23 protein-coding genes are annotated in these 24,888 nt (G+C 38.7%); 16 read left to right on the forward strand and 7 right to left on the reverse strand.

Translation table 11 applies throughout. The features are described from left to right. Positions 1–23 precede the first annotated feature (23 nt). The 6 genes from V7108_RS18475 to V7108_RS18500 all read left to right on the forward strand — a co-directional run bounded on the left by V7108_RS18475 (position 24) and on the right by V7108_RS18500 (position 6,456). Positions 24–575: an ECF transporter S component gene (locus tag V7108_RS18475; RefSeq protein ID WP_335518684.1), complete on the forward strand. Its 552-nt coding sequence runs from the start codon at positions 24–26 to the stop codon at positions 573–575. 197 nt (positions 576–772) lie between these two features. Further along, positions 773–1,606: a BglG family transcription antiterminator LicT gene (licT, locus tag V7108_RS18480; RefSeq protein ID WP_335513086.1), complete on the forward strand. Its 834-nt coding sequence runs from the start codon at positions 773–775 to the stop codon at positions 1,604–1,606. 473 nt (positions 1,607–2,079) lie between these two features. Continuing rightward, positions 2,080–3,948 carry a beta-glucoside-specific PTS transporter subunit IIABC gene (locus tag V7108_RS18485; protein ID WP_335569042.1) on the forward strand — a complete coding sequence of 623 codons (1,869 nt, stop codon included), beginning with the start codon at positions 2,080–2,082 and terminating at the stop codon, positions 3,946–3,948. Positions 3,949–4,017: 69 nt separating this feature from the next. Beyond that, positions 4,018–5,457, forward strand: a complete 1,440-nt coding sequence (locus V7108_RS18490; protein ID WP_335569043.1) for a glycoside hydrolase family 1 protein — start codon at positions 4,018–4,020, stop codon at positions 5,455–5,457. 117 nt (positions 5,458–5,574) lie between these two features. Continuing rightward, positions 5,575–5,991, forward strand: a complete 417-nt coding sequence (locus tag V7108_RS18495; protein WP_335569044.1) for a VOC family protein — start codon at positions 5,575–5,577, stop codon at positions 5,989–5,991. Positions 5,992–6,063: 72 nt separating this feature from the next. After that, complete coding sequence (locus V7108_RS18500) at positions 6,064–6,456, forward strand: globin (RefSeq protein WP_335569045.1); 393 nt, start codon at positions 6,064–6,066, stop codon at positions 6,454–6,456. A 57-nt stretch (positions 6,457–6,513) separates the two neighbouring features. On the opposite strand, the gene V7108_RS18505 is transcribed toward V7108_RS18500, so the two are convergent. The 4 genes from V7108_RS18505 to V7108_RS18520 all read right to left on the reverse strand — a co-directional run bounded on the left by V7108_RS18505 (position 6,514) and on the right by V7108_RS18520 (position 10,576). Continuing rightward, entirely contained in the window at positions 6,514–7,269 is a 756-nt protein-coding gene (locus tag V7108_RS18505) for an SDR family oxidoreductase (protein ID WP_335569125.1), read from the reverse strand. A 130-nt stretch (positions 7,270–7,399) separates the two neighbouring features. After that, the gene (locus tag V7108_RS18510; RefSeq protein ID WP_335569046.1) at positions 7,400–8,692 is read right to left on the reverse strand and encodes an ABC transporter substrate-binding protein; all 1,293 of its coding nucleotides are present in this window, start codon (positions 8,690–8,692) and stop codon (positions 7,400–7,402) included. 88 nt (positions 8,693–8,780) lie between these two features. Then, positions 8,781–9,608 (reverse strand): carbohydrate ABC transporter permease, encoded by an 828-nt coding sequence (locus V7108_RS18515; protein ID WP_335513069.1) that lies wholly within the window; start codon positions 9,606–9,608, stop codon positions 8,781–8,783. Then, positions 9,608–10,576 carry a carbohydrate ABC transporter permease gene (locus tag V7108_RS18520; protein ID WP_335513067.1) on the reverse strand — a complete coding sequence of 323 codons (969 nt, stop codon included), beginning with the start codon at positions 10,574–10,576 and terminating at the stop codon, positions 9,608–9,610. The genes V7108_RS18515 and V7108_RS18520 overlap by 1 nt, the downstream gene beginning before the upstream one ends. Before the next feature lie 144 nt (positions 10,577–10,720). Here V7108_RS18520 and V7108_RS18525 point away from each other — a divergent pair, with 144 nt between their 5' ends. The 3 genes from V7108_RS18525 (at position 10,721) to V7108_RS18535 (ending at position 15,192) form a co-directional block, all read left to right on the forward strand. Continuing rightward, complete coding sequence (locus tag V7108_RS18525; protein ID WP_335569047.1) at positions 10,721–12,577, forward strand: sensor histidine kinase; 1,857 nt, start codon at positions 10,721–10,723, stop codon at positions 12,575–12,577. After that, on the forward strand, positions 12,574–14,160 hold the full coding sequence (locus V7108_RS18530; RefSeq protein WP_335569048.1) for a response regulator: 1,587 nt from the start codon (positions 12,574–12,576) through the stop codon (positions 14,158–14,160). The genes V7108_RS18525 and V7108_RS18530 overlap by 4 nt, the downstream gene beginning before the upstream one ends. Before the next feature lie 204 nt (positions 14,161–14,364). Then, a complete protein-coding gene (locus V7108_RS18535) occupies positions 14,365–15,192 on the forward strand; it encodes a glycerophosphodiester phosphodiesterase (protein ID WP_335569049.1) in 828 nt (275 codons plus the stop codon). Between the two features lie 45 nt (positions 15,193–15,237). On the opposite strand, the gene V7108_RS18540 is transcribed toward V7108_RS18535, so the two are convergent. Continuing rightward, on the reverse strand, positions 15,238–16,014 hold the full coding sequence (locus V7108_RS18540) for an AraC family transcriptional regulator (RefSeq protein ID WP_335513056.1): 777 nt from the start codon (positions 16,012–16,014) through the stop codon (positions 15,238–15,240). 130 nt (positions 16,015–16,144) lie between these two features. Here V7108_RS18540 and V7108_RS18545 point away from each other — a divergent pair, with 130 nt between their 5' ends. The 6 genes from V7108_RS18545 to V7108_RS18570 all read left to right on the forward strand — a co-directional run bounded on the left by V7108_RS18545 (position 16,145) and on the right by V7108_RS18570 (position 22,451). Further along, positions 16,145–16,903, forward strand: coding sequence for a sugar phosphate isomerase/epimerase family protein (locus V7108_RS18545; RefSeq protein ID WP_335569050.1), 759 nt, complete (start codon positions 16,145–16,147; stop codon positions 16,901–16,903). A 108-nt stretch (positions 16,904–17,011) separates the two neighbouring features. Next, the gene (locus tag V7108_RS18550; protein ID WP_335513051.1) at positions 17,012–17,734 is read left to right on the forward strand and encodes a ThuA domain-containing protein; all 723 of its coding nucleotides are present in this window, start codon (positions 17,012–17,014) and stop codon (positions 17,732–17,734) included. A gap of 2 nt (positions 17,735–17,736) precedes the next feature. Beyond that, complete coding sequence (locus tag V7108_RS18555; protein ID WP_335513049.1) at positions 17,737–18,771, forward strand: Gfo/Idh/MocA family protein; 1,035 nt, start codon at positions 17,737–17,739, stop codon at positions 18,769–18,771. Further along, positions 18,768–19,787 carry a Gfo/Idh/MocA family protein gene (locus tag V7108_RS18560; protein WP_335513047.1) on the forward strand — a complete coding sequence of 340 codons (1,020 nt, stop codon included), beginning with the start codon at positions 18,768–18,770 and terminating at the stop codon, positions 19,785–19,787. Before V7108_RS18555 ends, V7108_RS18560 begins: the two co-directional genes overlap by 4 nt. Beyond that, positions 19,784–20,752 (forward strand): sugar phosphate isomerase/epimerase family protein, encoded by a 969-nt coding sequence (locus V7108_RS18565; protein WP_335513045.1) that lies wholly within the window; start codon positions 19,784–19,786, stop codon positions 20,750–20,752. The genes V7108_RS18560 and V7108_RS18565 overlap by 4 nt, the downstream gene beginning before the upstream one ends. Positions 20,753–20,780: 28 nt before the next feature. Then, a complete protein-coding gene (locus V7108_RS18570) occupies positions 20,781–22,451 on the forward strand; it encodes a glycoside hydrolase family 13 protein (RefSeq protein WP_335513043.1) in 1,671 nt (556 codons plus the stop codon). Positions 22,452–22,555: 104 nt separating this feature from the next. Here the strand turns inward: V7108_RS18570 and V7108_RS18575 are convergent, their stop codons facing one another. Then, a complete protein-coding gene (locus V7108_RS18575) occupies positions 22,556–23,911 on the reverse strand; it encodes an MATE family efflux transporter (RefSeq protein ID WP_335569051.1) in 1,356 nt (451 codons plus the stop codon). Between the two features lie 220 nt (positions 23,912–24,131). Between V7108_RS18575 and V7108_RS18580 the strand changes: the two genes are divergently transcribed. After that, entirely contained in the window at positions 24,132–24,308 is a 177-nt protein-coding gene (locus V7108_RS18580; RefSeq protein ID WP_335569126.1) for a hypothetical protein, read from the forward strand. 96 nt (positions 24,309–24,404) lie between these two features. Here V7108_RS18580 and V7108_RS18585 read toward each other — a convergent pair whose 3' ends face one another. Further along, positions 24,405–24,797 (reverse strand): hypothetical protein, encoded by a 393-nt coding sequence (locus tag V7108_RS18585; RefSeq protein WP_335569052.1) that lies wholly within the window; start codon positions 24,795–24,797, stop codon positions 24,405–24,407. Positions 24,798–24,888: the final 91 nt, after the last annotated feature.

Below are 24,888 nucleotides of genomic sequence, written 5' to 3' on the forward strand. Positions count from 1 at the left end.
TAAATTTTAAGGGGAGAAAGAGAATGAAGGGTTCATTAACGGTTAGAAATATTGTTATTGCTGGTGTCCTTGGAGCGATTGCCATTCTTTTAGGGGTAACCCGTATTGGATATATTCCTGTCCCTACGGCGGCTGGAAATGCCACCATCATGCATATTCCTGCCATTATTGGGGGGATTATGCAAGGACCAGTTGTGGGTGCAATTGTTGGACTTATATTTGGTGTTTCATCTTTCTTAAATGCAACGGTGCCATTATTTAAGGATCCATTAGTTGCCATACTGCCGCGGCTTTTTATTGGGGTTATTGCATGGCTTGTGTACGTGGGGATTCGCAAGAAAAGCGAGTATCTTGCTATTGGTACGGCAGCATTTTTAGGTACTTTGACCAATACAGTACTTGTGTTAACGATGGCTGTTGTAAGAGGTTATATGGCGGCCGGGGTAGCTTGGACCGTTGCCATCACCAGTGGGATTCCAGAAGCCGTTGTCGGTACGATTGTGACACTTGCTGTCGTCCTGGCATGGAAACAAATTGGTAAACGGAAAAAATCTAGAATTTCAGAGGATTTATAATCCAGTATTCTTCAGTGTGATACCATTTTCTATTAATGGATTGCGTACTTTTTTAAAAGATGATAGAATTTCTATAAATTAAATTATTTATATTTAGGATTGTTACTGATAAATCAGGCAAAACCTAAGACTAATAAATCCGTTTATTAGTCTTAGGTTTTATTTTTTTACAAATATATTCACAATGGGTGATTAAGATGAAAATCGCAAAGGTAATCAATAATAACGTGATCAGTGTCATGGACGATCACAATAAGGAATTAGTAATCATGGGGAGGGGTATCGCGTTTCAGAAACGCCCTGGTGATGCTGTGGATCAGACAAAAATCGAAAAGATTTTCAAATTGGATAATAAAGATGTCTCAGAAAAATTTAAGACCTTATTATATGATATTCCATTAGAATATATGGAGATTGCCGAGGGGATTATCAATTATGCAAAGGAAACGTTAGGTAAAAAGTTAAATGAGAGTATTTACGTTTCATTAACCGATCATATTGTCTTTGCTATTGAAAGAAATAAAAAAGGCTTATTGATTTCGAATGCATTGCTTTGGGAAATTAAACGAATTTATAAGGATGAGTATGCAGTTGGTTTAAAGGCGATTGAGAAGATTAACAATAGGCTTGGGATTTCTTTACCTGAAGATGAGGCAGGATTTATTGCTATGCATATTGTAAATGCAGAATTAAATGAAGAAATGCCGAATGTTGTAAATATCACCAACCTTATTCAAGATGTTCTTAACATCGTAAAATATCATTTTAAAATTGATATTGACGAGGATTCATTAAATTATTTTCGTTTTCTTACGCACTTAAAGTTTTTTTCACAAAGGCTATTTAGTGGAACCTCACTAGGAAGTAAAGATGATTTCCTATACGAGATGATGAAAGAAAAGTATAAAGATGCGATTGCTTGTGTGGTAAAGATTAGAGATTATATCCAGAAAGAACATAGCAAGAATATAACAAAGGAAGAAATGGCTTATCTAGCTATTCATATCGAACGGGTAGTTAACCGAAATTAAGACTCATAATAATTTAAAAAGAAAACGTTGACAACGAATGAAAGCGCATGCTATTCTAAACTTATAAATTACCAACTTAGTAATTTTGTTAGGATTGTTACTGATAATGCAGGCAAAACCTAAATTGTAATGTCATATTTTTGACGTGCAATTTAGGTTTTTTTGTACCAATGGATCAATTAAATGTTAATAATAATTCTTTTTAGGATTGTTACTGGTAAAGCAGGCAAAACCTAAATCATGGCTGCCAATGGGTATGCTTTGATTTAGGTTTTTTTATTAATCGTTGTTCCTTATGTAAGGAAATTGCAGTGTGGCCAGCTGCTAATATTTCGTGGAGCATTGCCAAAACTAAATACAACAAAACAGGATTGTTACTGGTAAAGCAGGCAAAACCTGAGTAGCTGAAGTGGAGATTATATGTCCATTTCAGATACTCAGGTTATTTTTTTGAAAAATAGGAGGGTTAAACGATGGATTTCAATAAAACAGCCAACGGAATACTTGAACATATCGGCGGAGAAAAAAATGTGCAGCATGTTATTCACTGTATGACGAGATTACGCTTTAACTTGCATGATAATAGTAAAGTGGATCGCAAGAAAATTGAAAAAGTTCCTGGCGTAATGGGAACGAACGTTAGTGGTGACCAGTTCCAAATCATAATCGGGAACGATGTATCAAAAGTATATAATGCGATTTTAGGAAATAGCTCTATAAAAACAGAAGGTTCAAGTAAAAAGTCAGGTAAAAGTAAGAACGTTATTAATACAATTCTCGATGTGATTTCAGGTACATTCACTCCAATCCTGCCTGCGATTGCCGGAGCCGGTATGATTAAAGGATTGTTGGCAATTGCGCTTACATTGGGTTGGTTATCAGCGGAAGACCAAATTTACATTATTTTAAATGCGATAGGTGACGGTGCCTTTTATTTCTTACCAATATTGTTAGCAGTTAGTGCGGCAAGAAAATTTGGAAGCAATGTATATGTGGCAGCAGCAATTGGAGCTGCGCTTTTACATCCTACCTTAACAACTCTGTTGAGTGCAGGTGAAAAAGTTAGCTTTTTAGGATTGCCTGTAACCGCTGTAACGTACTCTTCATCGGTTATTCCAATTTTGCTCGCAGTTTGGGTCGCATCTTATGTAGAAAAATGGATCGATCGAATTACACCTAGTGTGGTTAAACTCATTGTGGTACCAACTCTTACTCTAGTAATAGTTGTTCCGGTAACGTTAATTGCATTAGGGCCAATTGGTTCAATTATTGGTAACTGGCTTTCTGTTGGAGTTGGCTTATTATTTGAACATGGCTGGATATTTGCAGGTTTAATCTTAGGAGGTACATGGTCATTAATCATTATGACGGGTATGCACTACGCGTTTATACCAATTGCCATGAATAACATTACGACAAAAGGCTATGATGTTATTTTACCATCCATGTTTATGGCGAATTTAGGGCAGGCGGGTGCAGCTTTTGGAGTAGCATTACGTTCAAAAAACAAGTCATTTAAATCTCTTGCCATGACAACAAGCTTAACAGCCGTTATGGGTATTACAGAGCCAGCGATGTACGGTGTTAACATGCGCTTAAAGAAACCATTCATTGGTGGATTAATCGGTGGTGCTGTTGGTGGAGCTTATTACAGCGCTGTTGGAGTAAAATATTTTATTCTTGGTGGTAATGTTGGTTTACCGGGCGTAGCTTCATTTATTGGTGAAACATTTGTGTTAGCGTTATTAGGATTACCAATTGCCTTCGCAGCGGGTGCCATTTCAACATATATTATGGGATTTAAAGATGTAGATAGTGAAGAAGAAGTAGAGACACTGGAATCCAATGAAGTAGATGTGAATGAATCTAAAACGGATGGAATTGTTGCAGCTGAAAAAGTGTACAGCCCAATTAAAGGAGAAATGAAGCCTTTATCTGAAGTGAATGATCCTACTTTTTCAAGTGGAATTATGGGAAAGGGATTTGCTATTCAGCCGGCAGAAGGTAAAGTAGTTTCTCCTGTTGCAGGCAGAGTGACCACTATTTTTAAAACAAAGCATGCTATTGGTATTACGAGTGATAATGGAGCAGAAATACTGATTCATGTTGGTTTAGATACTGTAAAACTTAATGGTAAACATTTCACTGCATATGTTAAAGATGGTGACTTTGTGGATGTAGGTAAGACCCTTGTCACGTTTGATATGGAAGCAATAAAAGCTGAAGGGTATGACTTAATTACTCCAGTGATTATTACAAATCCTGATCGCTATCAAACGATTGAACCAGTAAAACAAGGCAAGGTTGAGGAACGCGAAGCATTTTTAGCTTTACTAGTGTAGTTGTAAAAGGAGGGGAGAAACTCTCTCCTCTATATAAATAAATCAAAATAATAATATGAGGTGAAAAAAATGGTTGAAAATTATAAGTTTCCAGAAGGATTTCTATGGGGCGGGGCTACTGCTGCAAATCAATTAGAAGGTGCTTACCGGAAAGGCGGAAAAGGTATGAACTTGGCAGATGTAATGCCGGGTGGAAAAGTAAGATTAAAAGTTATTTCAGAACCTGGTTTTGATTTTAAGATCGATAATGAGAAATATGTTTATCCCAATCATGATGGCATTGATTTCTATCATCGGTACAAAGAAGATATCGCACTTTTTGCTGAAATGGGATTCAAAACTTATCGCATGAGTATAGCATGGAGCCGAATTTTCCCTAATGGTGACGAGTTAGAACCAAATGAAGAAGGTCTAGCTTTCTATGACCGTGTATTCGATGAACTAAAAAAATATAATATTGAACCAGTTGTAACTATTTCTCACTATGAAATTCCCCTTTATTTGATTACAGAATATGGCGGCTGGCGCAACCGTGAAGTTATTGGATTCTTTGAGCGTTATGCAACTACCTTATTCAAACATTATAAAAGTAAAGTGAAATACTGGTTAACCTTCAACGAAATCAATGGGGCAACACACATGCCGTTATTGGGACTTGGTTTTTCTCCAGAAAGCGAAGAAACTAAGTTACAAGATAGTTTTCAAGGTCTTCATCATCAATTTGTCGCAAGTGCAATGGCTGTAAAAGCAGGACATGAAATTATTCCGGGAAGTCAAATCGGTTGTATGCTTATTTATGCACCGACATATTCTTATGATTGCAATCCTGATAATGTAATGCATGCACTGCAAGAGCAACGTTTATTTAACAATTATTGTGGTGATGTACAGGTCAGAGGAGCTTATCCAGCTTTTGCAAATCGTTTCTTCAAAGAAAATGGCATTAACCTTGATATTAAAGATGGCGACTTAAAAATTATTAAAGAAGGTACTGTTGATTTCATTTCTTTTAGTTACTATATGTCACGCACAGAGAAAAGGAATAAAACTCCGGAAGAAGTTGGACAAGGTAATTTGATTGGCGGTGTAAAGAACCCATTCTTAAGTGCTAGCGAATGGGGCTGGGAAATAGACCCTGTTGGTTTAAGAATTGCTTTAAATCAATTATTTGACAGGTATCAAAAACCACTTTTCGTCGTAGAAAATGGACTTGGTGCTTATGATAAGGTTGAAGAGGATGGCTCAATCAACGATGATTACCGTATCGATTATTTAAGAAGCCATATTGAAGCAATGGGTGAAGCCATTGAAGATGGTGTTGAATTAATGGGATATACAAGCTGGGGTTGTATTGACTTAGTAAGTGCTTCTACTGGTGAGATGTCTAAAAGATATGGTTTTATCTATGTAGATAAGCATGATGATGGCAGTGGTACATTAGAACGGAAAAAGAAGAAATCATTCTTCTGGTATAAAGATGTCATTGCAACTAGCGGTGAAAAACTATAAAACTTTTTAAGGGTCTAACCTGTCACTTTTGAACGTGAGTGCAGGTTAGACCTTTTTTAAAGAGTATTTTAATGCTAAAATATCTTCAATCTTGAGAAAACGTTAAATGAACGATAAATGGGGAATAGTATGCTACATCATGTTGAGATATATGTTTCAAGCCTTCCTAGAAGTATCGAATTTTGGGGCTGGTTGTTACCTAAATTAGGATACGAACAATTTCAAAAATGGGACTCCGGTATTAGCTGGAAATACCGGGAAACCTATCTTGTCTTTGTGCAAGCGGAAGAAAGATTTTTGAAGATTCCCTATCATCGCTGCAGGGTGGGGCTAAATCATCTTGCATTTCATGCAAAGTCAAAGGAACATGTTGATGATCTCACGGAAGCTTTACGGGAGAAAGGAATACAAATTTTATACAAGGACAAGCACCCATATGCTGGTGGAGATGACTATTATGCTGTTTTTTTTGAGGACCCCGATCGTATTAAAGTAGAACTAGTTGCTCCAAGCATGTATGAAGGTATTTTTTAAAAGTGTGATATAAATCACGAAAGTTCATCGCTTTTATCTTTATAATCTAAAGAAAGTAAAGGGGTGTGTGACTTGGAATATAATTTTAAATCATTATATAGCGAAATTGGCGGTCAGGAAACGATTGATAAGCTTGTAGCTGCATTTTATCCTCGTGTTTATGCAGATCCTGAATTGAGACCCCTGTTTGAAGGGGACATGAAGGAAATAATGAGGAAACAGAGAATGTTTCTTCCACAATTTTTAGGTGGTCCGGCGCTTTATAGCCAGGAATTTGGACCTCCTGCGATGAGACATCGTCATCTTCCTTTTGAGGTTACTCCAAGAAAAGCAGAGTGCTGGCTTCGCTGTATGAAGGAAGCTTTTCAGGAAATAGGACTTTATGATCAACCAGCAGGTCTAGCTTTTTATGATCGGTTAACACAAGTAGCTGGTATTATGGTGAATAGCCCCGATAGAGAATAAAGGATCAAAAGGGTATCTGCAAAAATTAGGTACCCTTTATTGGTGAATAAAAATCATTTAGCTTCTTAGAAAGCCACCTTCTGAATTCAATATCTGCCCTGTAATCCACTCTGCTTCTTCGCTGACAAGGAATGCAACGACGCGGGCTGCATCGTCTGGAATTCCAATACGCCCTAATGGAAATTTAGGCAGCAATTCTTTTCTAATTTCTTCGTTCATCCATCCCGTGTCCGTAGGACCAGGATTTACGGCATTAACTGTAATTCCAAGTGGTGCAAGCTCTGCGGATAAGGAAAGGGTAAAGGCAGAAATAGCCCCCTTCGTCGCCGCATAAGCTAATTCACCAGGCATTGGTCCAAGCCCTTGCCCGGATGTAAGGTTAATTATTCGGCCATTTTTCTTTTGAGACTTTCTAAACCGACGTGCAAATTCTGCAGATAGTAGGAAAGTAGCTCTCATATTTACTGCATAATGGTTATCAAGTGTTTTTGCATCTAAATTCAAATATCCATCTCTTGTGGAATGTGCTGCATTATTAATAAGAATGGCAGGAGTACCTAATTCGGAAGTTACGACATCCATCAAATTAAATGGTGCGTTGGGATCAGCCAAATCAACTTCATAGTTTGCACAACGAACACCATATTCCCTGATGTTGTCTTCGAAATATTTAACCCAATCGGTATTTGAACCCCAATGGGTAAAGAAAATATCTGCACCAACTGAGGCTAGTTTATTGCAAATAGCAGCTCCAATTCCATTTTCATGACTTACACCTGTAATTAATGCAATACTGCCATTTAGATAATAGATAAAAATCCCTCCCTTAAAGTTTGATAAATATAGTTGCGCATAGCTAAATTTGGTTTCGGATGCATGATTTTAATGTGGATAGCTTGAAAAAAAAGCACATCAGACTCTATTGATGTGCTTTTTAGTATTTTTATTTTTTCAATTTAGCCCAGGTTGCATCAAGTGCTTTCATGGCTTCTTCCTTTGTTTTTTGGCCGCCTACATATGCTTGCAGGGTTGCACCAAATTCTTGACCTGCTCCATCAGGATACTTCATAAACTGCCATTGGTAGGCTTTTCCTTCTTTTGAATATTTAAGAAGGTCCGCACCTAGAGCACCAATATCTTCTGGGGCTGCTTCAATTGTTTTAAAGGCTGGAATGTATTTAAATTCCTTCGTCAATGCTGTTTTACCTTCTTCAGATGTAACCATCCAGTTTAAGAAATCTTTGGCAGCTTTTTTGTCTGCTTCCGGTGCTTTGTTATAGATAACCCAGTTGCTTGGTACATCAATCATTAATTTATCTGATTGAGCTGGGTCATCACTAAGTGCTAATGGAATGAAACCAACTTCTAGGTTTGGATCTAATTTATCTAGCATTGGCTGAATCCAGTTACCTTGCTGAATCATTGCCGCTTCACCTGTAGCAAATAGTGTTACTTGAGTGTTGTAGTCTGTGGTTAAAGGATTTTTGTTGCCGTATTTCATTGTTAAATCTAATAGCTTAAAGAAATTATCGAATTCTTTATTTCCTACTATTTTCGCTGTGCCTTCATTTAAACCTTTGATAAAAGAATCTGGATCTTCTTGGTATGCGAATGGAACATTCATCCCGTGGTTAGCTAATACCCACCATTCAGCATATCCAATTGAGAATGGTGTAATGCCTGCTGCATCAAGCTGTTTCGCGGCTTCCTCTAACTCAGAAAATGTCGTTGGAAGTTTCGTTATCCCAGCTTTTTTAAATAACTCTTTATTGTAAGCAAAACCATATCCCTCCATATTAAAAGGCATACCGTATACTTTTCCATCGATCGTCATTCCATCTAAAGTACCTTCAAAGGTATCCTTTATCCAAGGCTGGTCAGATAAATCTTCAAATTTATCTTGCCACACTAGAGCTCCTTGGTCACCGTCATTTGTAAAAATATCAGGTGCTTGATTAGATGCGAATTTAGCTTTAAGAGCTGCGGAACCATCCGCACCGCCGCCTACTGTTTCAATATTAAACGTCACGTTTGGATTTTGTTTTGTATATTCATCTGTTAACGCTTTTAACTGGTCGGCAATTTCTACTTTCCCTTGGAAGATATCAACTACTACTTTATCGTCCTTACTACCGCTGCTTTTTTTATCTCCAGATGTACTGTCACTAGAACATGCGCCTAAAAGTAGTGAAGCGGATAGTAAACCTGCAACGATTGAATACTTTTTGAATGCCATTTGGTTTTCCCCCTAGAATAATAATGATATATTTTTATATCTCTGCTGTCTGGTATTTAAGACAGCAAAAAGGTGTTCCCCGAACAAATTACTTAATAGAACCGCTGGTAATTCCTTGGATAATGTGTTTTTGCATACTAAAGAAGAAGATTAATAATGGAATAATCCCGATTACTAATGCTGCAAGTGCTAAATCCCATTGCTTTGTATACTGCCCAAAGAAGAAGAAAGTTGCCAATGGAATCGTTCTTAACTCTGGATTTTGAAGCACTAAGGATGGTAATAAGAAGTCATTCCAAATCCATAAGCTGTTTAAGATAACAATGGTGACCGTAATTGGTTTTAATAATGGAAAAACAATTCTCCAGAACACGCCAAACCGTGAACAGCCGTCAATAATAGCAGCTTCTTCAAGCTCTAACGGAATTCCTTTGATAAAACCGTGATACAAGAAGATCGTCATACCAGAGCCAAAGCCAAGGTACATAAAGACAAGTCCCCATAAGCTGTTTAAAAGTCCCAAGTTCCCCGCCGTTTTTATAAGCGGAATCATAATCGATTGGAACGGAATGATCATCGCAGCAACGAATGTCATGAAAATGATATTGCTGATTTTCTTTTTGGTTCGAACGAGCATGTACGCAGCCATCGAACAAAAGATTACGAGAACGATATTACTGCCAATGGTAATGATTAATGAATTTTTAAATACGGTTAAAAACTCTAATTTTTCGAATGCGTTTACATAGTTATCAAACATCAACACTTTAGGCAAGGCTGATGTGTTGGTTAAAATCTCAGCAAATGGTTTCAAGGAGTTTGAAAACACATAATAGAATGGGACTAAGAAAATAAGACCGAGCAGGATAGCTAGGATTTCAACAATAGATGTTCTCCATGTGTACCTGTTGCCCATTAGGATTCAACCTCCCTTTTCTTAGAAATCGTAACTTGAAGAATGGTAATCGCTGCTACAACAATGAAGAAAATTAATGCTTTTGCCTCACCAATCCCGTAGCGGTTATTAACGAACGCTTCTGTATAAATGTTAAGCGCCAGCATTTCTGTTGACTTAAATGGACCACCGTTTGTCAAAGACAGGTTTGCATCAAAGACTTTAAAGGATGATGCGGTGGTTAAAAATAAACAAATGGTTACGGCTGGTGCAACAAGCGGCATTGTGATATGACGAAGGACTTGGAAGCGATTCGCTCCGTCAATTCTTGCTGCTTCGATTAACTCCTGCGGTACGTTCTGCAGGGCAGCGATATAGATAATCATAATGTAACCTGCACCCTGCCAAACACTGACGATAACGATTCCCCAAAATGCAGTCTTCGCATCCCCTAACCATGCTAGCTCAAAAAGAGGGATCCCCGTTAACTCACCTATGGAAGCAAAACCTTTTACAAAAATAAACTGCCAGATAAATCCTAAAATCAATCCACCAATTAAGTTAGGCATGAAGAACACAGTACGTAAAACGTTCTTAGTTTTTAACTTCTGCGCTACTAGTAAGGCCAATCCAAACCCGATAAGGTTTGTTAAGATAATGGCAACGACTGTATATTTTGTCGTAAGAATGAAGGACTGTTGAAATTGCTTGTCCTCGGTAAATAAGTATTTGAAATTATCCAGACCCACCCATTTGACCGAACCTGTAACTCCGTTCCAATCGGTAAAGGCATAATAAATGCCTGTAAAGAAAGGGATTAAAACAATAAGGATAAAAGCTAATAAAACAGGTCCTACAAATAAAGTAAATAACCCTGCTTCCTTCCATTTCTTCTTATTCAGAAAAGAAACAGACTCAGCTGCTTTCGTATTTTTCTGATTTGCGAGGGCCGCCCCCTTAACTGTATCCAGCTTACTTTCGTTATTCATTCCCTGCACCTCCATACCCTTATTTTAGTGATTGCAAAAAAATATGAAATGGCTTACATTGACCACTAGGGTGGAAAATATTGAACAGGTCAAAATGTTGCACGATGAAAGAGAGCTAAATGTTGTGCTACAATGTTCTAAAAAATGACACAAGGGGGAAAGGTTCGTAACCGTGATGAAATGAGATGGGGTATAAGAAAAAAGCTAATCTTCTTTTTATTGTTGGCAACGGTTCTCCCTTTTGGGACGGCCATTACCGTAACTTATTTTTATACAACGAAGTCACTTAATGATCGGTCTGTAACATTGAATCATGATTTGATGTTAAAAGGTCAGGAAGAGCTATCCGTATATTTGGAAGATGTTGCCCAAATGTCATCTGTCCTATATCGGTACACTCCTTTTATTAATGTGATGCGTAATGGGGTCTCCTCGAACTTAGTTGTAAATCAAGAAGAAGTCCGCAGGGTGCTAGCTTATTTGTTTAATTCACGTCCGGAAATTGAACAAATGCATTTATATATTCATGAAGACAAGGAGTCCTACACCAACTATCATTCAAGAATCAGCGGCAGGGCAAAGTATGAGAATATATTTTCCCACCCCTACTATGGACGGTTAACTGCCGTTGATGGTTATTCTCTTATTGAACCTCCGCATGAGATTTATAGTTATAACAATATATCCGTTATTCCTAATTCTCAAAAGGTCAATGTTTTAAGCTTCCACAATGTGATTCAGGATGTACCATTAGCAGATGTATTAGGGTTTTTATCAATCGATATCAATCTTTCTAAAATTAGTGCAATAGCCGATCGATTATATACGAAAGACGTCGAAGACCTTTATATTATGAATGAAAAGGGAATGATTATTTACTCTTCCAATGAAAATGAAATTGGAATGGAAAATAAAGAAAAGTGGTTTGAGCAAGTGAAAAAGGAGCCGGAAAGCGGGAAAAGCCTTGAGTGGAAGGATGATCATTTTTCCGGTGTCATCGTTTACGGGAAATTTACGGATTCGTTTAAGGACTGGTCAATTGTGAAAAGAATCCCATACGATGTGCTTTATCAAGGAGCTAGAGAAACTGCCCTAATTAACATTTTAATTGGATTTGCTACACTCGTATTTGCAATGCTCGGGACCATGTTTGTTTCCTTTAAGCTTACAGCTCCTATAAAAGTGTTAATTGGCAATATGAAAAAAGTCGAGAAAGGTGAATTGAAGGCAGATTTCGATTCATTAGGTACCGACGAAATCGGAATGCTTGGAAGGCATTTTAAACTAATGCTTGCGAAAATTGATGAGTTGATTGAGAGTGAGTATAAATTGGAGATAGAAAATAAGGCGTCACAGCTGCGAGTGCTGCAATCGCAAATCAATCCTCATTTCCTATATAACGCCCTTCAATCAATAGGAACGTTAGCGCTCAAGTCGAATGCGGTCCCCGTGTATTCCTTGCTGACATCGTTATCGAATATTATGAGATACAGTATGAATATGAAGGACGATATTGTTTCATTTGGATCAGAGCTGAACCATGTAAAATCCTACCTATCCTTACAAAAACAGCGATTTGACGAGCAGTTTGAATTTAAACTGAATATCGAGGAAGAAGTCAAAGAGATACATGTTCCGAAAATGATTTTACAGCCCATCGTAGAAAATTGTTTTAAGCATGGATTTGATCAGCGCATAGAAAATGCATGGATTGAAATTGAGGCCCTTTTTGAGAATGACAATAGAGTTGTTATCCATGTGAAGGATAATGGGATTGGTCCAAGTAATGATCAACTTGAAAAAATCCGCCAGGAACTGTTTCATGGTAATTCAAAGACAGACAAGCAAAGAGAATCAATAGGATTAAAAAATATTTATGATCGTTTGCAGATTTATTATCACAATCAGGCAAACCTGATAATTAACCGGAATGAGGAAGGTGGTTTTACGGTTACCATCCAAATTCCAAAGGAAATGCCAAAAGAGGTGGAGCACTCATGAAAGTGTTAATCGTTGATGATGAAAAACATGTTCGGGAAGGTATTAGGCTGCTTGGAGAATGGGAAGAGAATGGAATTTGTGAAATTTATGAAGCAGGAAATGGTGAAGAAGCCATTTTGCTGGTTGAAAAGTTAAAGCCTGAGATTATTTTTTCAGATATGAAAATGCCAAAAATGGATGGGACACAGCTTCTTGAGTGGATAAAAGAGCACCATCCTAATAGTAAGACAATTGTGGTCACCGGTTACGATGATTATCAGTATATGCGAAAGGCTATTCACTTTGGCAGTTCCGATTATCTATTAAAACCAGTTGACCCTAGTATTTTAAATGCGACGCTAGAAAAAGTGGTGAAGGAATGGAAAAAGGAAGAAGCGGAACGGAATAGCAAAGTAAGCAGTACACAATTAATCAATGAAATGAAGCCTGTTTATCGTGATCGTAAGCTAACCCAGTTGATGAATAGCTTAGTTCTAAAGGAAGCTTCCTATGAAGAATTTGGTTTTCATCTATCTCATAATTATACCGTGGCACTGGTTCGAGTAGGCGGAAAAACGATTGAGACGTTTCAAGGTGACCGGGACTTAGCCTACTTCACCGTTCTAAATATCATTAATGAAATTTTGATGGAAAATGAATGTGGGATTGGCTTTCGTTACTTATCCAATAAGGGAGAAATTGTGATTATCTTTTGGGATAAGTTCCCGCTAATAGAAAAGCTTTTAATCCAAATCTATAGGACGCTAAAGAATGGATTGGGAATCTCCTGTCCGATTGCTGTTGGGAAACAGGTGAACAATAGTTCTATGTTAATGGATTCCTATGAGCACGCAAAAAAAGTTTTATTAAACAGTAATATTTTAATGGTTAAGGAAACTAGAGTTTACATGCCGGATACGAAACCTTCCCCGTCCTTAAGAAGCCTAATTGCGTATTCCTCAAGTATCGAGCTCGCGGTACAAGCGGGAGAAATTGAGGCTTTTGGTGACGTGATCCAGCAAATCATTGGAGATTTTACCAAAGACGGGTACCTATCCCTCCATCAGCTGCTCCATTTTGAAAATGAATATCTCGTTATAAGTCGCCGCTGGTATAAGAATTTCAATATTTCGATTGAAATTTCAGACCAGATCGAAAAACGAGTCGATATATTTTTCGATCAAAACGGTTCCTTTCAGCTGGAAGAATTTGTGAAGCGAATTAAGCGCGAGATAGTGGTTTTTTTGAAAAAAGTAAAGCGAAGCTCGATCCAGAAAAATAGTAACATTATTTATGACATAGAAAAATATTTGCAGGCAAACTTCGACCGAGATGTAAAGCTGCAGGAAATTTCTGAGCAGTTTTACATCAGCAGAGAATATATCTCTAGGAAATTCAAACAAGAATTCCAAGTGAATATCTCCGATTATCTTGTAAGCATCCGAATGAAAAAGGCAAAATCATTATTAAAAAATAGTCAGCTAAAAATCTATGAAATTGCTGCCATGATTGGCTATCAGGATGACAAGTATTTTCGAAAGGTATTTAAAAAGGTTGAGGGCATTACGCCAAATGAATATCGTGCAGAATATGTGAAACAGTGATAAGCAGAGATAGGATCCTATGCTCTGCTTATTTTTTTTACAATAGGAAATAGAATGAATTTTTTGTAAATTTATCTATGAGTAATTCACTATGTTTATTTACATGACTTTAATTAAGTCTAAATGGTAACTACATATTGGCTAAACAATTCTCCCGTACAATTTTATTTGTAGTAACAGCATATAAAAGGGAGATGGAGAAAAATGAAAAAAGCATTTGTAATTGGAGCGAGCCTGGCTTTTAGTTTATTATTTAATCCTTTTCAACAGGCTTTTGCAGCTGAAACAACTGGGGAAATACGACAAGTGGATCTTGTTGCCCACCGCGGAGCAACAGGGTATGCACCGGAAAATACGATTGCCGCTTTTGATAAAGGCGTCGAAATGAAAGCAGATTATATTGAAATTGATGTCCAAAGAAGTAAGGACGGGGAATTGGTTATCATTCATGATAATACGGTTGACAGAACAACAGATGGGACGGGGTATGTGAAGGACTTGACCTTTGAACAGATTAGAAGTCTTGATGCAGGCAGCTGGAAGGGCGAACAATTTACTGGTGAGAGAATTCCTACATTCGATGAAATTCTTGACCGCTATCATGGAAAAACGGGTATTTTAATAGAATTAAAATCACCTGAGCTTTATCCTGGAATTGAAGCACAAGTAGCCCAAAAATTAATCGAACGAAATCTAGATAAGCCGCAAAATGAAAAAATCATCATTCAATCTTTTAATTTTGAATCTATGAAACTAACTAACAGCCTGTTGCCGAAAGTACCGATTGGTGTCCTTACATCCAATAGAGCCCACACAACAGAACAAGCGTTGAAAGAATTTGCAACCTATGCGGATTACTTTAACCCAAGCTACGGAATCGTATCAAAAGAATTGGTTGATCAAGTGCACTCTCTTGGAATGAAAATCCAATCCTGGACAGTTCGCAGCCATGAAGCAGCTCAATTTCTTTTAGATATGAACGTGGACGGAATTATTACCGATTATCCTGATTATGTAGATCCAAGAAAATAGGACAAACTATTACAAAAAGAGGGAAAGCTTTCATCCCTCTTTTTTCTAATATTCTTGACGTCTGTATATCCCGGGAGCAACGCCATATCTCTTATGAAATACTCTATGAAAGTATGGATAGCTGCCGAAGCCGCAATCCACGGCAATTTGCTCGAGTGTCAAGGATGTGTATTTCATTCGCTCAATTGCAGCGGATAAACGGATTTCAAGGGCATATTCAATCATCGTTTTCCCAACGCTGCTTTTGAAAAGATGAACGGACCGCGAGATGCTAAGACCAGCATGCCTAGCCACATCCTCGACTTTAAGTGAGGTCGTAGCATGTTCTTCTATATATCGCATCATCCTTGTCACAGAATAGGGAGCGTTGAAAGAAGGCACTGTTTCATTAATGGCCCGTTCTAAAGTTAAGCAGAGAGCTCGCAGCAAATAGCTTGTGAGCTCTTCGTTTTGGCTGGAAGAGGGACGACGTTTTTCAATCATGATATGGCGCCATAGAACCAGCAGCTTATCATCCAAATCGATACTGGAGACATCCGGTTTTTCGGAAGTGTTCCACCATTCGTCTATCCATGTGCCTTCGCAGACTAAGTGATAGTCGCCGCTTTTTTGGCCAGCATTTACTAGAAGTTCATAGTGATCCCCTGGTTTTATAAGCAGCAGGTCCCCTTTTTCGAGCTTCATTTTTCTACCTTTCACTACTACCTCACAAAGTCCATCTGTTTGCAAGCGGAATAGATAAGAGGGGTATCCGGATTTATGCTGCGAATGATATCCATTTCTGTGAAACGAGTAGCCGCAAAAAAGTATATTTGTGGTCATAACCATTCCTCTTTTTTTATAAAAATAGCAAAATAATAGATGTTTTAATTATATCATCTATGTTTAATTGCAGAAACAGCCGTTAAGATGTAATCAAATAAGGAAGGTTCCAAGAAATGGAGGAGAAGTTATGACCAGCATTCCAATAGCTGTCCAAATGTACACCTTGCGGGAAGAGTGTGTACAAGATTTTGCTGGAACGTTAAAAAAAGTAGCTGAACTTGGTTTTGATGGTGTTGAATTTGCGGGGTATGGCGGATTGACTGCCAAAGAGGTAAAGGGGTTATTGAATGAATTTGGGCTAAGGGCAGCAGCCAGCCACGTGCCGCTGGAAGAATTGGAAAACAATCTGTGTCAAGTTATTGAAAATCAGAAAATATTAGGAAGTAACTATGTGGTCTGTCCGTACTTGCTGCCAGATCGCCGCACGAAAGAGGATTACAAAGCACTAATAACATTTCTAGATCAAGCTGGTGAAACTTGTCATCAGGAAGGCATTATCCTTTGCTATCATAACCATGATTTTGAACTAGAGCGCATATTCAATGACAGAACAATCCTTGAAACTATTTTTGATAAAACAAACGCGAACAATCTAAAGGCAGAGCTGGATGTTTATTGGTTGACGAAAGCGGGTGAAAATCCGGTTGAGTGGATCGATCGTTATAAAAATCGAACACCGCTTATTCATTTGAAAGACATGACGACAGATGATGAACAGTTTTTTGCTGAGCTTGGAACTGGTGGCGTTGATATTGAAGCCGTGATCCAAAAAGGAAAGGAAAACGGAGTCGAGTGGTGGGTAATCGAGCAGGATGTTTGCCGCCGTTCACCCTTTGAAAGCATTGAAATCAGCATGAATTACTTAAAATTATTGAAGGATAAGTAGGTATTGAGTTCAATATTTTCCACCCTACGTGTCAATGTAAGCCGTTTCAATAATTGTTTAATCTATTAAAATGAGAGATAAAGTAAACTGAAAATGGAGATGTTTATTATGGTAAACGTAACAGTATGGAATGAAAACCGTCACGAACAAAAAAATCCAGTTGTAAGGGATATTTATCCTAACGGCATCCACGGTGCAATCGCTGAATTTCTTAAGGCTGAAGGATACGCTGCAGGAACAGCAACCTTAGACGAACCGGAGCATGGCTTAACGGATGAAGTTCTGGAAAATACAGATGTATTAGTTTGGTGGGGGCACTTAGCACATGGTGAAGTAAAGGATGAAATCGTTCAAAAGGTTCAGCAGCGTGTCCTTAACGGCATGGGTCTGATTGTTCTTCATTCCGGACATTTCTCCAAAATCTTTAAAACCTTAATGGGAACAAGCTGTGATTTAAAATGGCGGGAAGCAGACGAAAAAGAAAGACTTTGGGTCATAGATCCAAGTCATCCGATTGTAGAAGGTATCTCTGAGTATATTGAATTAGAAAAAGAAGAAATGTATGGGGAACATTTTGATATCCCGCAGCCAGATGAACTGATCTTTACAAGCTGGTTTGAAGGAGGAGAAGTGTTCCGGAGCGGATGTACATACCAACGCGGGAACGGAAAAGTATTCTATTTCCGTCCAGGTCATGAAACCTATCCGACTTACCACAATACAGACATTCAACGTGTCATTACCAATGCGGTGAAATGGGCAGCGCCGGTAAAGCGTGAGCGTCCGGTTTATGGAAATGCTAAACCACTTGAAGTAATTGGAGGAAAGTAAACATGGAAAAGTTACGAGTAGGTGTAATAGGCTGTGGCAGCATTGCTCAGCACCGTCATTTACCTGAATATCAATCGAATAAAAATGTGAAGCTCATTGCTGTTTGTGATATCAATGAGGATCGTGCACTTAGCGTGGCAGAAAAATATGGTGTTAAAGCCTATACGAACTACGAAGAGTTAATAAGCAGCGGTTCAGTGGATGCAATCAGTGTTTGCACACCAAACTATCTTCATGCCCCAATTTCGATTGCTGCATTAAATGCAGGTATTCACGTTCTATGTGAAAAACCAATGGCTACTTCAAAAAAAGAAGCTGAAGCGATGATTGCAGCGTCAAAAGAAAGCGGCAAAAAGTTAATGATTGGGCATAATCAGCGGTTTGTACCATCTCATCAAAGGGCACGCAAGTTAATCGAGGACGGAGAAATCGGTAAAATTTATAGTTTCCGAACAGCATTTGGTCATAGAGGACCAGAAGGCTGGAGTGTCGAGGGTAAAGAAGGCTGGTTTTTTCAAAAAGAAAAAGCATTTGTTGGTGCCATGGGTGACCTGGGAGTTCATAAGACCGATTTACTCCGCTATGTTCTAGGTGAAGAAATTACAGAAGTAGGTTCTTTTGTGGAAACAAGCGCAAAAGATTTCGCTGATGTTGATGATAACGCGGTATGTGTCCTAAAAACCGAAAGTGGTATTATCGGAACCCTTGCGGCAAGCTGGGCTTATGTAAGCAAGGAAGATAACTCTACGATTATTTATGGAGAGAAGGCCATTCTTCGTTTAGAAGATGACCCAACGAATTCTTTAGTGGTTCAATATGCGAATGGTGAAGTAGTGAATTATCAGCTTGGCAAAATTCAGTCCAATGACGCTGGTGGTCAGAAAAATTCACATGTGATTGATAAATTTGTGGATTCAGTTGTTCATGATCAAGAAGTACCGGTAACCGGTCAGGAAGGTATGAAATCATTGGAGGTTATTTTGGCAGCACTCGAGTCCAACAAAACAAAACAAATTGTAAGAGTGAGAGAACGATGAAAAAACTTCGTATTGGAATCATTGGGGTTGGCGGTATTGCTCAAAGCCGCCATATCCCTGCGTTTATTCAACTAAATGATTGTTGTGAAATTACAGCACTATGTGATATTAACATTGAACGAGCCCAGGAAACTGCAGATAAATATAACATCCCTCAAGTTTTTGCGGATTATCATTATCTTTTTTCACAGGTTGATGCAGTATGTATTTGCACACCAAATAAATTCCACGCAGAAATCACAATTGCTGCTTTTGAAGCGGGAGTCCATGTATTGTGTGAGAAGCCGATGGCGTTAAGTACGGAGGAATGTGAGAAGATGGTCGCCGCATCTAAAAAGGCAGATAAAGTTCTTGCCATTGCCTATCATTACCGTTTTATGAAAGAAGCCCAAGCAGCCAAAAAGGTCATGCAAGATGTAGGGAAACCGCTTGTGGTAAGGGTACAGGCGTTAAGACGCCGCAAAGTACCCGGATGGGGAGTGTTTACCAATAAAGTCTTGCAGGGCGGCGGCAGTTTAATTGATTATGGCTGTCATCTGCTAGATTTAGCTCTTTGGCTGATGGGCAATCCAAAACATCTCACGGTGACAGGCACTGTCTATAACACGTTAAGTAAGACACCTAATCAAGTCAATCAATGGGGTTCGTTTAATCATGAAACCTTTAATGTTGATGATCATGTGACTGCCTATATTCAATTTGAAGGTGGTCCCTCTATGTTGTTTGAAACATCATGGGCGGCCAACATAAAGGATGACGCCGAGCACCTCAGTATTTCAGGTGTAGACGGAGGCCTAAGTGTTTTTCCATTTGAACTTTACACTACGAAAAACGGAATGCTATTTAATAGTGAGCCAGCTTGGTTACCTGGTGATGATGAACCAGGTCTTCTTCAAGCAAAGAATTTTATCAATACTTGTCTAGGTCTTGAAGAGTTGGTAGTGAAGCCAGAAGAGGCACTTCAGGTTTCACAGATCATTGATCAAATATATGAGAGCGGGGGAAATCATTTATGAAACTAGGGGTGTTTACCGTCCTATTTGCGGAAAAGTCGTTTGAAGAAATGCTCGATACTGTTAAGGAAGCAGGCCTTCATGCTGTTGAAATTGGAACTGGCTGTTACCCTGGAAACAGTCATTGTGATTTAGACGGATTAATAGAGAGTGAGGAAGCCCGCAAGCAATTCATTAAAAAAGTCAAGGAACGGAATCTAATCATCAGTGCGTTTAGCTGTCATGGCAATCCTATTTCACCTGAAGAGGCATTCGCCAAAAATTCTCATGAAACTCTTTTAAAAACGATTAAACTTGCTTCACTTTTGGGTGTACCAGTTGTTAACTGTTTTTCCGGTACTGCTGGAGATCATGAAGGAGCGAAATATCCAAACTGGCCGGTCACCCCATGGCCGAACGAATATGGCTCAGTCTTACAATGGCAATGGGAAGAAAAATTAATTCCATATTGGAAAGAAGTTGGCCAATATGCGAAGGAACACAATGTAAAAATCGGGCTGGAGCTTCATGGCGGCTTTTTAGTACACACACCTTACACACTTTTAAAACTTCGAGAGGAAACTTGTGACGCCATTGGTGCAAACTTAGACCCAAGTCATTTATGGTGGCAGGGGATTGATCCCGTTGCAGCAATCAAAATATTAGCAAAAGAAAATGCAATTCACCATTTTCATGCGAAAGACACATACATTGATCAGGAAAATGTGAATATGTATGGATTAACGGATATGCAGCCTTATGGAGAATTAAGAACGCGCGCATGGACCTTCCGATCAGTTGGCTGTGGACATAGTATAAAAGAATGGTCAGATATGATGAGTGCGCTTCGGACCTATGGATATGATTATGTTGTTAGTATTGAGCATGAGGATGCAATCATGTCTATTGAAGAAGGCTTCAAACGTGCGGTAGCCAACTTGAAGTCTGTTTTAATTGAAGAGCCTGTTTCGCAAATGTGGTGGGTATAGGTACAGACATCAAGGAAAGGGTGCAGATATGAATAAAAAGTGGTGGAAAGAAAGTGTTGCTTATCAGGTGTACCCCAGAAGCTTCATGGATAGCAATGGCGATGGGATTGGAGATTTAAAAGGAGTAGCCTCTAAATTAGATTACTTAAAAGCATTAGGAATCGACGTAATTTGGTTGTCACCGATGTATAAATCACCTAATGATGATAATGGTTACGATATATCAGACTATCAAGATATTATGGATGAATTCGGTACCATGGCAGATTTTGATGAACTGCTTGAAGGCGTTCACAGCCGGGGAATGAAATTGATTCTTGATTTGGTCATCAATCATACGAGTGATGAGCACCCTTGGTTTATTGAGTCCCGCTCTTCAAAAAACAGTCCAAAACGAGATTGGTATATTTGGAGTGAGGGCCAGGATGGGAAGGAACCGAATAACTGGGAATCAATTTTCAGCGGTTCAGCATGGAAATATGATGCTGCCACTGAGGAATATTTCATGCATATTTTTTCAGAAAGGCAGCCTGATTTAAACTGGGAAAACCCCGAGGTTCGCAATGCTTTATACGATATGGTGAACTGGTGGCTGGACAAGGGAATCGACGGTTTCCGAGTTGACGCCATTTCACATATCCGAAAAGAACCAGGATTTCCTGATATGCCAAATCCGGAAAACTTAGATTATGTACCTTGTTTTCCTTACATGATGAATGTGGATGGAATTGATGAATGGTTAACGGAGTTTTCTCAGAAAACCCTTAAAAACTATGACATTATGACGGTTGGAGAAGCAAATGGTGTTGGGCTTGATGACGCCGATAAATGGGTAGGCGAAGAAAACGGTTATTTTAACATGATTTTTCAATTTGAATTTCTAGGCCTTTGGGAAAAAAATGCAAAAGGTGAAGTTGACATTCGTGCGTTAAAAAAGAATTTAACCAAATGGCAAAAAGGATTGGATGGTAAGGGCTGGAATGCCTTGTTTATCGAAAATCATGACCAGCCTCGCCGGGTTTCAAGCTGGGGAAATGACAAGAAATATTGGAAGGAAAGCGCGAAAATGCTTGGAGCTATGTATTTCCTTATGAAAGGGACTCCGTTTATCTATCAGGGTCAGGAGATAGGGATGACCAATGTCCAATTTCCTTCTATTGAGGATTACGATGATGTTGGGATGATTAACTTCTATAAGGTTGAAACAGCGAAGGGCAGATCTCATGATGAAATCATGGAGATTATTTGGGAGCAATGCCGCGATAATGCTCGCACTCCTATGCAATGGAATGCCGGCAATATGGGCGGTTTTACAATGGCGGATCAAACATGGCTGGGCGTTAATCCGAATTATCGTGAGATTAATGTTGAAGCACAATGGGATGACCCGGATTCTATTCTATCTTTTTATAAAGAGATGATCCAATTACGCAAAAATCATCCATTGTTTGTATATGGAACCTATGAATTATTGCTGCCAAATCATCCTAAATTGTTTATCTATACCCGTAAATTAGGAGGGAAAAAGGCGATCGTCATCAATAATTTTAGTGGTGAATCAACAAGGTTCCAGGTTCCAAAGAGTGTGTCTTATTCTAAGTCGGAACTCGTCCTTCATAATTATCAAACCGCTGATAAAAAACTGCGGAAGGAATTTACACTTAAGCCTTATGAAACAAGAGTATATTTACTGAAGTGAAATCAGGATCGGCAGAGATCTATTAAGAAATATATTTATTAGTTATAAAACATACAAAAAACGTAAGGAGTAGAAGCCCCTTACGTTTTTTGTATGTTATTCTATTACCAATCTAATGCTAGTTTTTTAAACCGCTCCCAAGGTTTGGACTGCCATCGCCTTAAGGCAAAACAGCCGCGCAGCCATTCATCTGCTCCTTGAGCAAGCCATACTCCTAAAAGTCCCATGCCAAAGTGAACACCAAATAAATAGCTAAGAAGAACGGCTACTCCCCACATAGAAATAACCCCAATTACAACTGGAAATCGAACATCACCAGCTGACTTTAGTGAGCTCATTAAGACAATATTCATGGCTCTTCCAGGTTCAACGAAGACAATGGCCCATAAAACCGGAAGACCAATCATAATAATGGATGGGTCTTTCGTAAATGCATTTAATATGGAATCCCCGCCTATGGCCAAGACGAGTGAGGCAAGGGTGGAAGCAACCATTGCAATTTTTAATGTGCGAATTCCTCGTTTTAAGGCACGGTCATATTGTTTACCCCCAATATAGCGTGCGACTAGAAGCTGGGTACCTTGTGCAAGCGCGAGTGTGAACAAAAAGCATAGCATACTAATATTCAAAATATAAACTCTTGCAGCTAAAGAGGCTGTACCCATTGTAACTACAAAGCTCGTAATAACCACCTGGGATAATTGGTAAGAGAGATTTTCCCCTGCGGACGGAATTCCTATCTGGAGCAATCCTCGAATATCTGCTTTTTTTACGTTGAATATGTCCTTGAAAACTATTTTTAAAGAAAGCCGGCTATACAACAAATATAATAGAGCGATAACAGCAAAGAACCGTGCTGCAAAAATCGCCCAGGATACACCCGTCACACCTGTAACCGGCAGCCCAAATATACCGGTAGTGGCAATAATATTTCCGCCAATGCTTATTAGATTCATATAAACGGTGACCATCATGGATTCTTTGATAAATCCATTACTGCGAAGGATTGCGCTTAAGGCCAAAGAAATAGATTCGAAAAAGAGTGATAGTGCACATATTCGTACAAAGGTAAGCCCATAGTCAAAAACCACTCCTTGAACATTATAAAGACGAAGCAGCGGTTCTGCTAAAACAAAAACAATAATGGCAATCAAAATTCCAAACCAGAAGTTCAATCCAAAAACGGAGTAAGATAATTCCCTTGCGCGCTTAAGTTTTCCAGCACCAAGATTTTGACTGATTAAAACAGTTGCACCAATGGATGTGACATTAAATACCAAAATAAAGACGTTTAACAGTTGGTTCGCTACACCAACACCGGCCACTGCTTGATCGGAGTAATTACCTAACATCAATGTAGCCACAATTCCCATTCCCATATGAAGCGACAGCTCAATTAAGAGCGGCCATGTAATCGTAAAAAGTGTTTGTTCTTTAAGATTCTTATTTTGTTCCTGCACGAGATTCTCCTAGTCCTAAGTCGTTTTATAAACTATGTTTTATTTTACTCCTATAGGATGGAATTAGAAATAGTAAAATAATAGTTTAACAGGCTAAAATGATCTGCATATGGAAAAATAATAGATTTGTTATCTATCCAGTTATTTGCTATTTATATAACTTATAACACCCAAAAAAATATTAATAACACCAGGAATAGAAAAACTATATGGCTATAAGCTGCAAAACTTTTATGACAATACAAACCTGTGGAAAGAAGTTATTTATCCAGGGGATTTACATGTACTTGAGGAAAGAGGGCGGAAACTGGCCATGCAAGAAACGGTCACAAGCCTCTATCGAATTATTCGTCCTGATGGTGAAGCAGAGGAAGGCGTGGAAGGACGCTGGTTATGACGATTTTCCCATTGCGGTAAATGTTTCTGTTCGGCAATTTCAAGAGAACTTACGTCCTTTTTTGTCCCAAAAAAGAGACCTTCATTTGAAGGTCTGTTAGCTTCCCCATTGTAATTCTACTCTTAAGGTACAGCAGTTCGGGGGTGCATGTGGATCTGTGTGTGCTTTAAGTTCAAATGTCACACCAGTTGGCGTATATTTTGTCTTCACAGGCACTTTTAGTCCAATCGATTTAATTAACCTATCCACTTCTGAATTGTTTCCCTGCTGGGCAGCTGTCATTAATTTAACATCAAAGCCTGGATCGCCTAATCTGTCTAACAGGAGGCTGCCTTGGTCCATTAATAGCCGATAGGTCTTAATGGACTTCTTGAAAACATTTGGATCCACCTGCGGATATTGGCGGTGCATTGGCTGATAATAATGATTACTGGGGTAAACGGGCGGCTGAGTGTGTGGTGGGTTTGGATAATGGTAATAGTACATCATAACGCTCCTTCCATAGTAAAAGCACGAGGCATTATACGTTATGACAATTGAACTTTTTTGGTTACACGTAAAAAGCGCATGGATGACGAAG

This window comes from Neobacillus vireti, assembly GCF_036962345.1.
Lineage (GTDB): Bacteria > Bacillota > Bacilli > Bacillales > Cytobacillaceae > Neobacillus > Neobacillus vireti_A.

Excerpts from the sequence above, each read along its gene's own strand:
- V7108_RS18585 (WP_335569052.1), bottom strand. The coding sequence starts at position 24,797 with ATGATGTACTATTACCATTATCCAAACCCACCACACACTCAGCCGCCC.
- V7108_RS18550 (WP_335513051.1), top strand. The coding sequence starts at position 17,012 with ATGGTAAACGTAACAGTATGGAATGAAAACCGTCACGAACAAAAAAAT.
- V7108_RS18540 (WP_335513056.1), bottom strand. The coding sequence starts at position 16,014 with ATGACCACAAATATACTTTTTTGCGGCTACTCGTTTCACAGAAATGGA.
- V7108_RS18490 (WP_335569043.1), top strand. The coding sequence starts at position 4,018 with ATGGTTGAAAATTATAAGTTTCCAGAAGGATTTCTATGGGGCGGGGCT.
- V7108_RS18525 (WP_335569047.1), top strand. The coding sequence starts at position 10,721 with ATGACACAAGGGGGAAAGGTTCGTAACCGTGATGAAATGAGATGGGGT.
- V7108_RS18530 (WP_335569048.1), top strand. The coding sequence starts at position 12,574 with ATGAAAGTGTTAATCGTTGATGATGAAAAACATGTTCGGGAAGGTATT.
- V7108_RS18570 (WP_335513043.1), top strand. The coding sequence starts at position 20,781 with ATGAATAAAAAGTGGTGGAAAGAAAGTGTTGCTTATCAGGTGTACCCC.
- V7108_RS18475 (WP_335518684.1), top strand. The coding sequence starts at position 24 with ATGAAGGGTTCATTAACGGTTAGAAATATTGTTATTGCTGGTGTCCTT.
- V7108_RS18520 (WP_335513067.1), bottom strand. The coding sequence starts at position 10,576 with ATGAATAACGAAAGTAAGCTGGATACAGTTAAGGGGGCGGCCCTCGCA.
- licT (WP_335513086.1), top strand. The coding sequence starts at position 773 with ATGAAAATCGCAAAGGTAATCAATAATAACGTGATCAGTGTCATGGAC.
- V7108_RS18560 (WP_335513047.1), top strand. The coding sequence starts at position 18,768 with ATGAAAAAACTTCGTATTGGAATCATTGGGGTTGGCGGTATTGCTCAA.
- V7108_RS18535 (WP_335569049.1), top strand. The coding sequence starts at position 14,365 with ATGAAAAAAGCATTTGTAATTGGAGCGAGCCTGGCTTTTAGTTTATTA.
- V7108_RS18545 (WP_335569050.1), top strand. The coding sequence starts at position 16,145 with ATGACCAGCATTCCAATAGCTGTCCAAATGTACACCTTGCGGGAAGAG.
- V7108_RS18510 (WP_335569046.1), bottom strand. The coding sequence starts at position 8,692 with ATGGCATTCAAAAAGTATTCAATCGTTGCAGGTTTACTATCCGCTTCA.
- V7108_RS18485 (WP_335569042.1), top strand. The coding sequence starts at position 2,080 with ATGGATTTCAATAAAACAGCCAACGGAATACTTGAACATATCGGCGGA.
- V7108_RS18515 (WP_335513069.1), bottom strand. The coding sequence starts at position 9,608 with ATGGGCAACAGGTACACATGGAGAACATCTATTGTTGAAATCCTAGCT.
- V7108_RS18565 (WP_335513045.1), top strand. The coding sequence starts at position 19,784 with ATGAAACTAGGGGTGTTTACCGTCCTATTTGCGGAAAAGTCGTTTGAA.
- V7108_RS18495 (WP_335569044.1), top strand. The coding sequence starts at position 5,575 with ATGGGGAATAGTATGCTACATCATGTTGAGATATATGTTTCAAGCCTT.
- V7108_RS18555 (WP_335513049.1), top strand. The coding sequence starts at position 17,737 with ATGGAAAAGTTACGAGTAGGTGTAATAGGCTGTGGCAGCATTGCTCAG.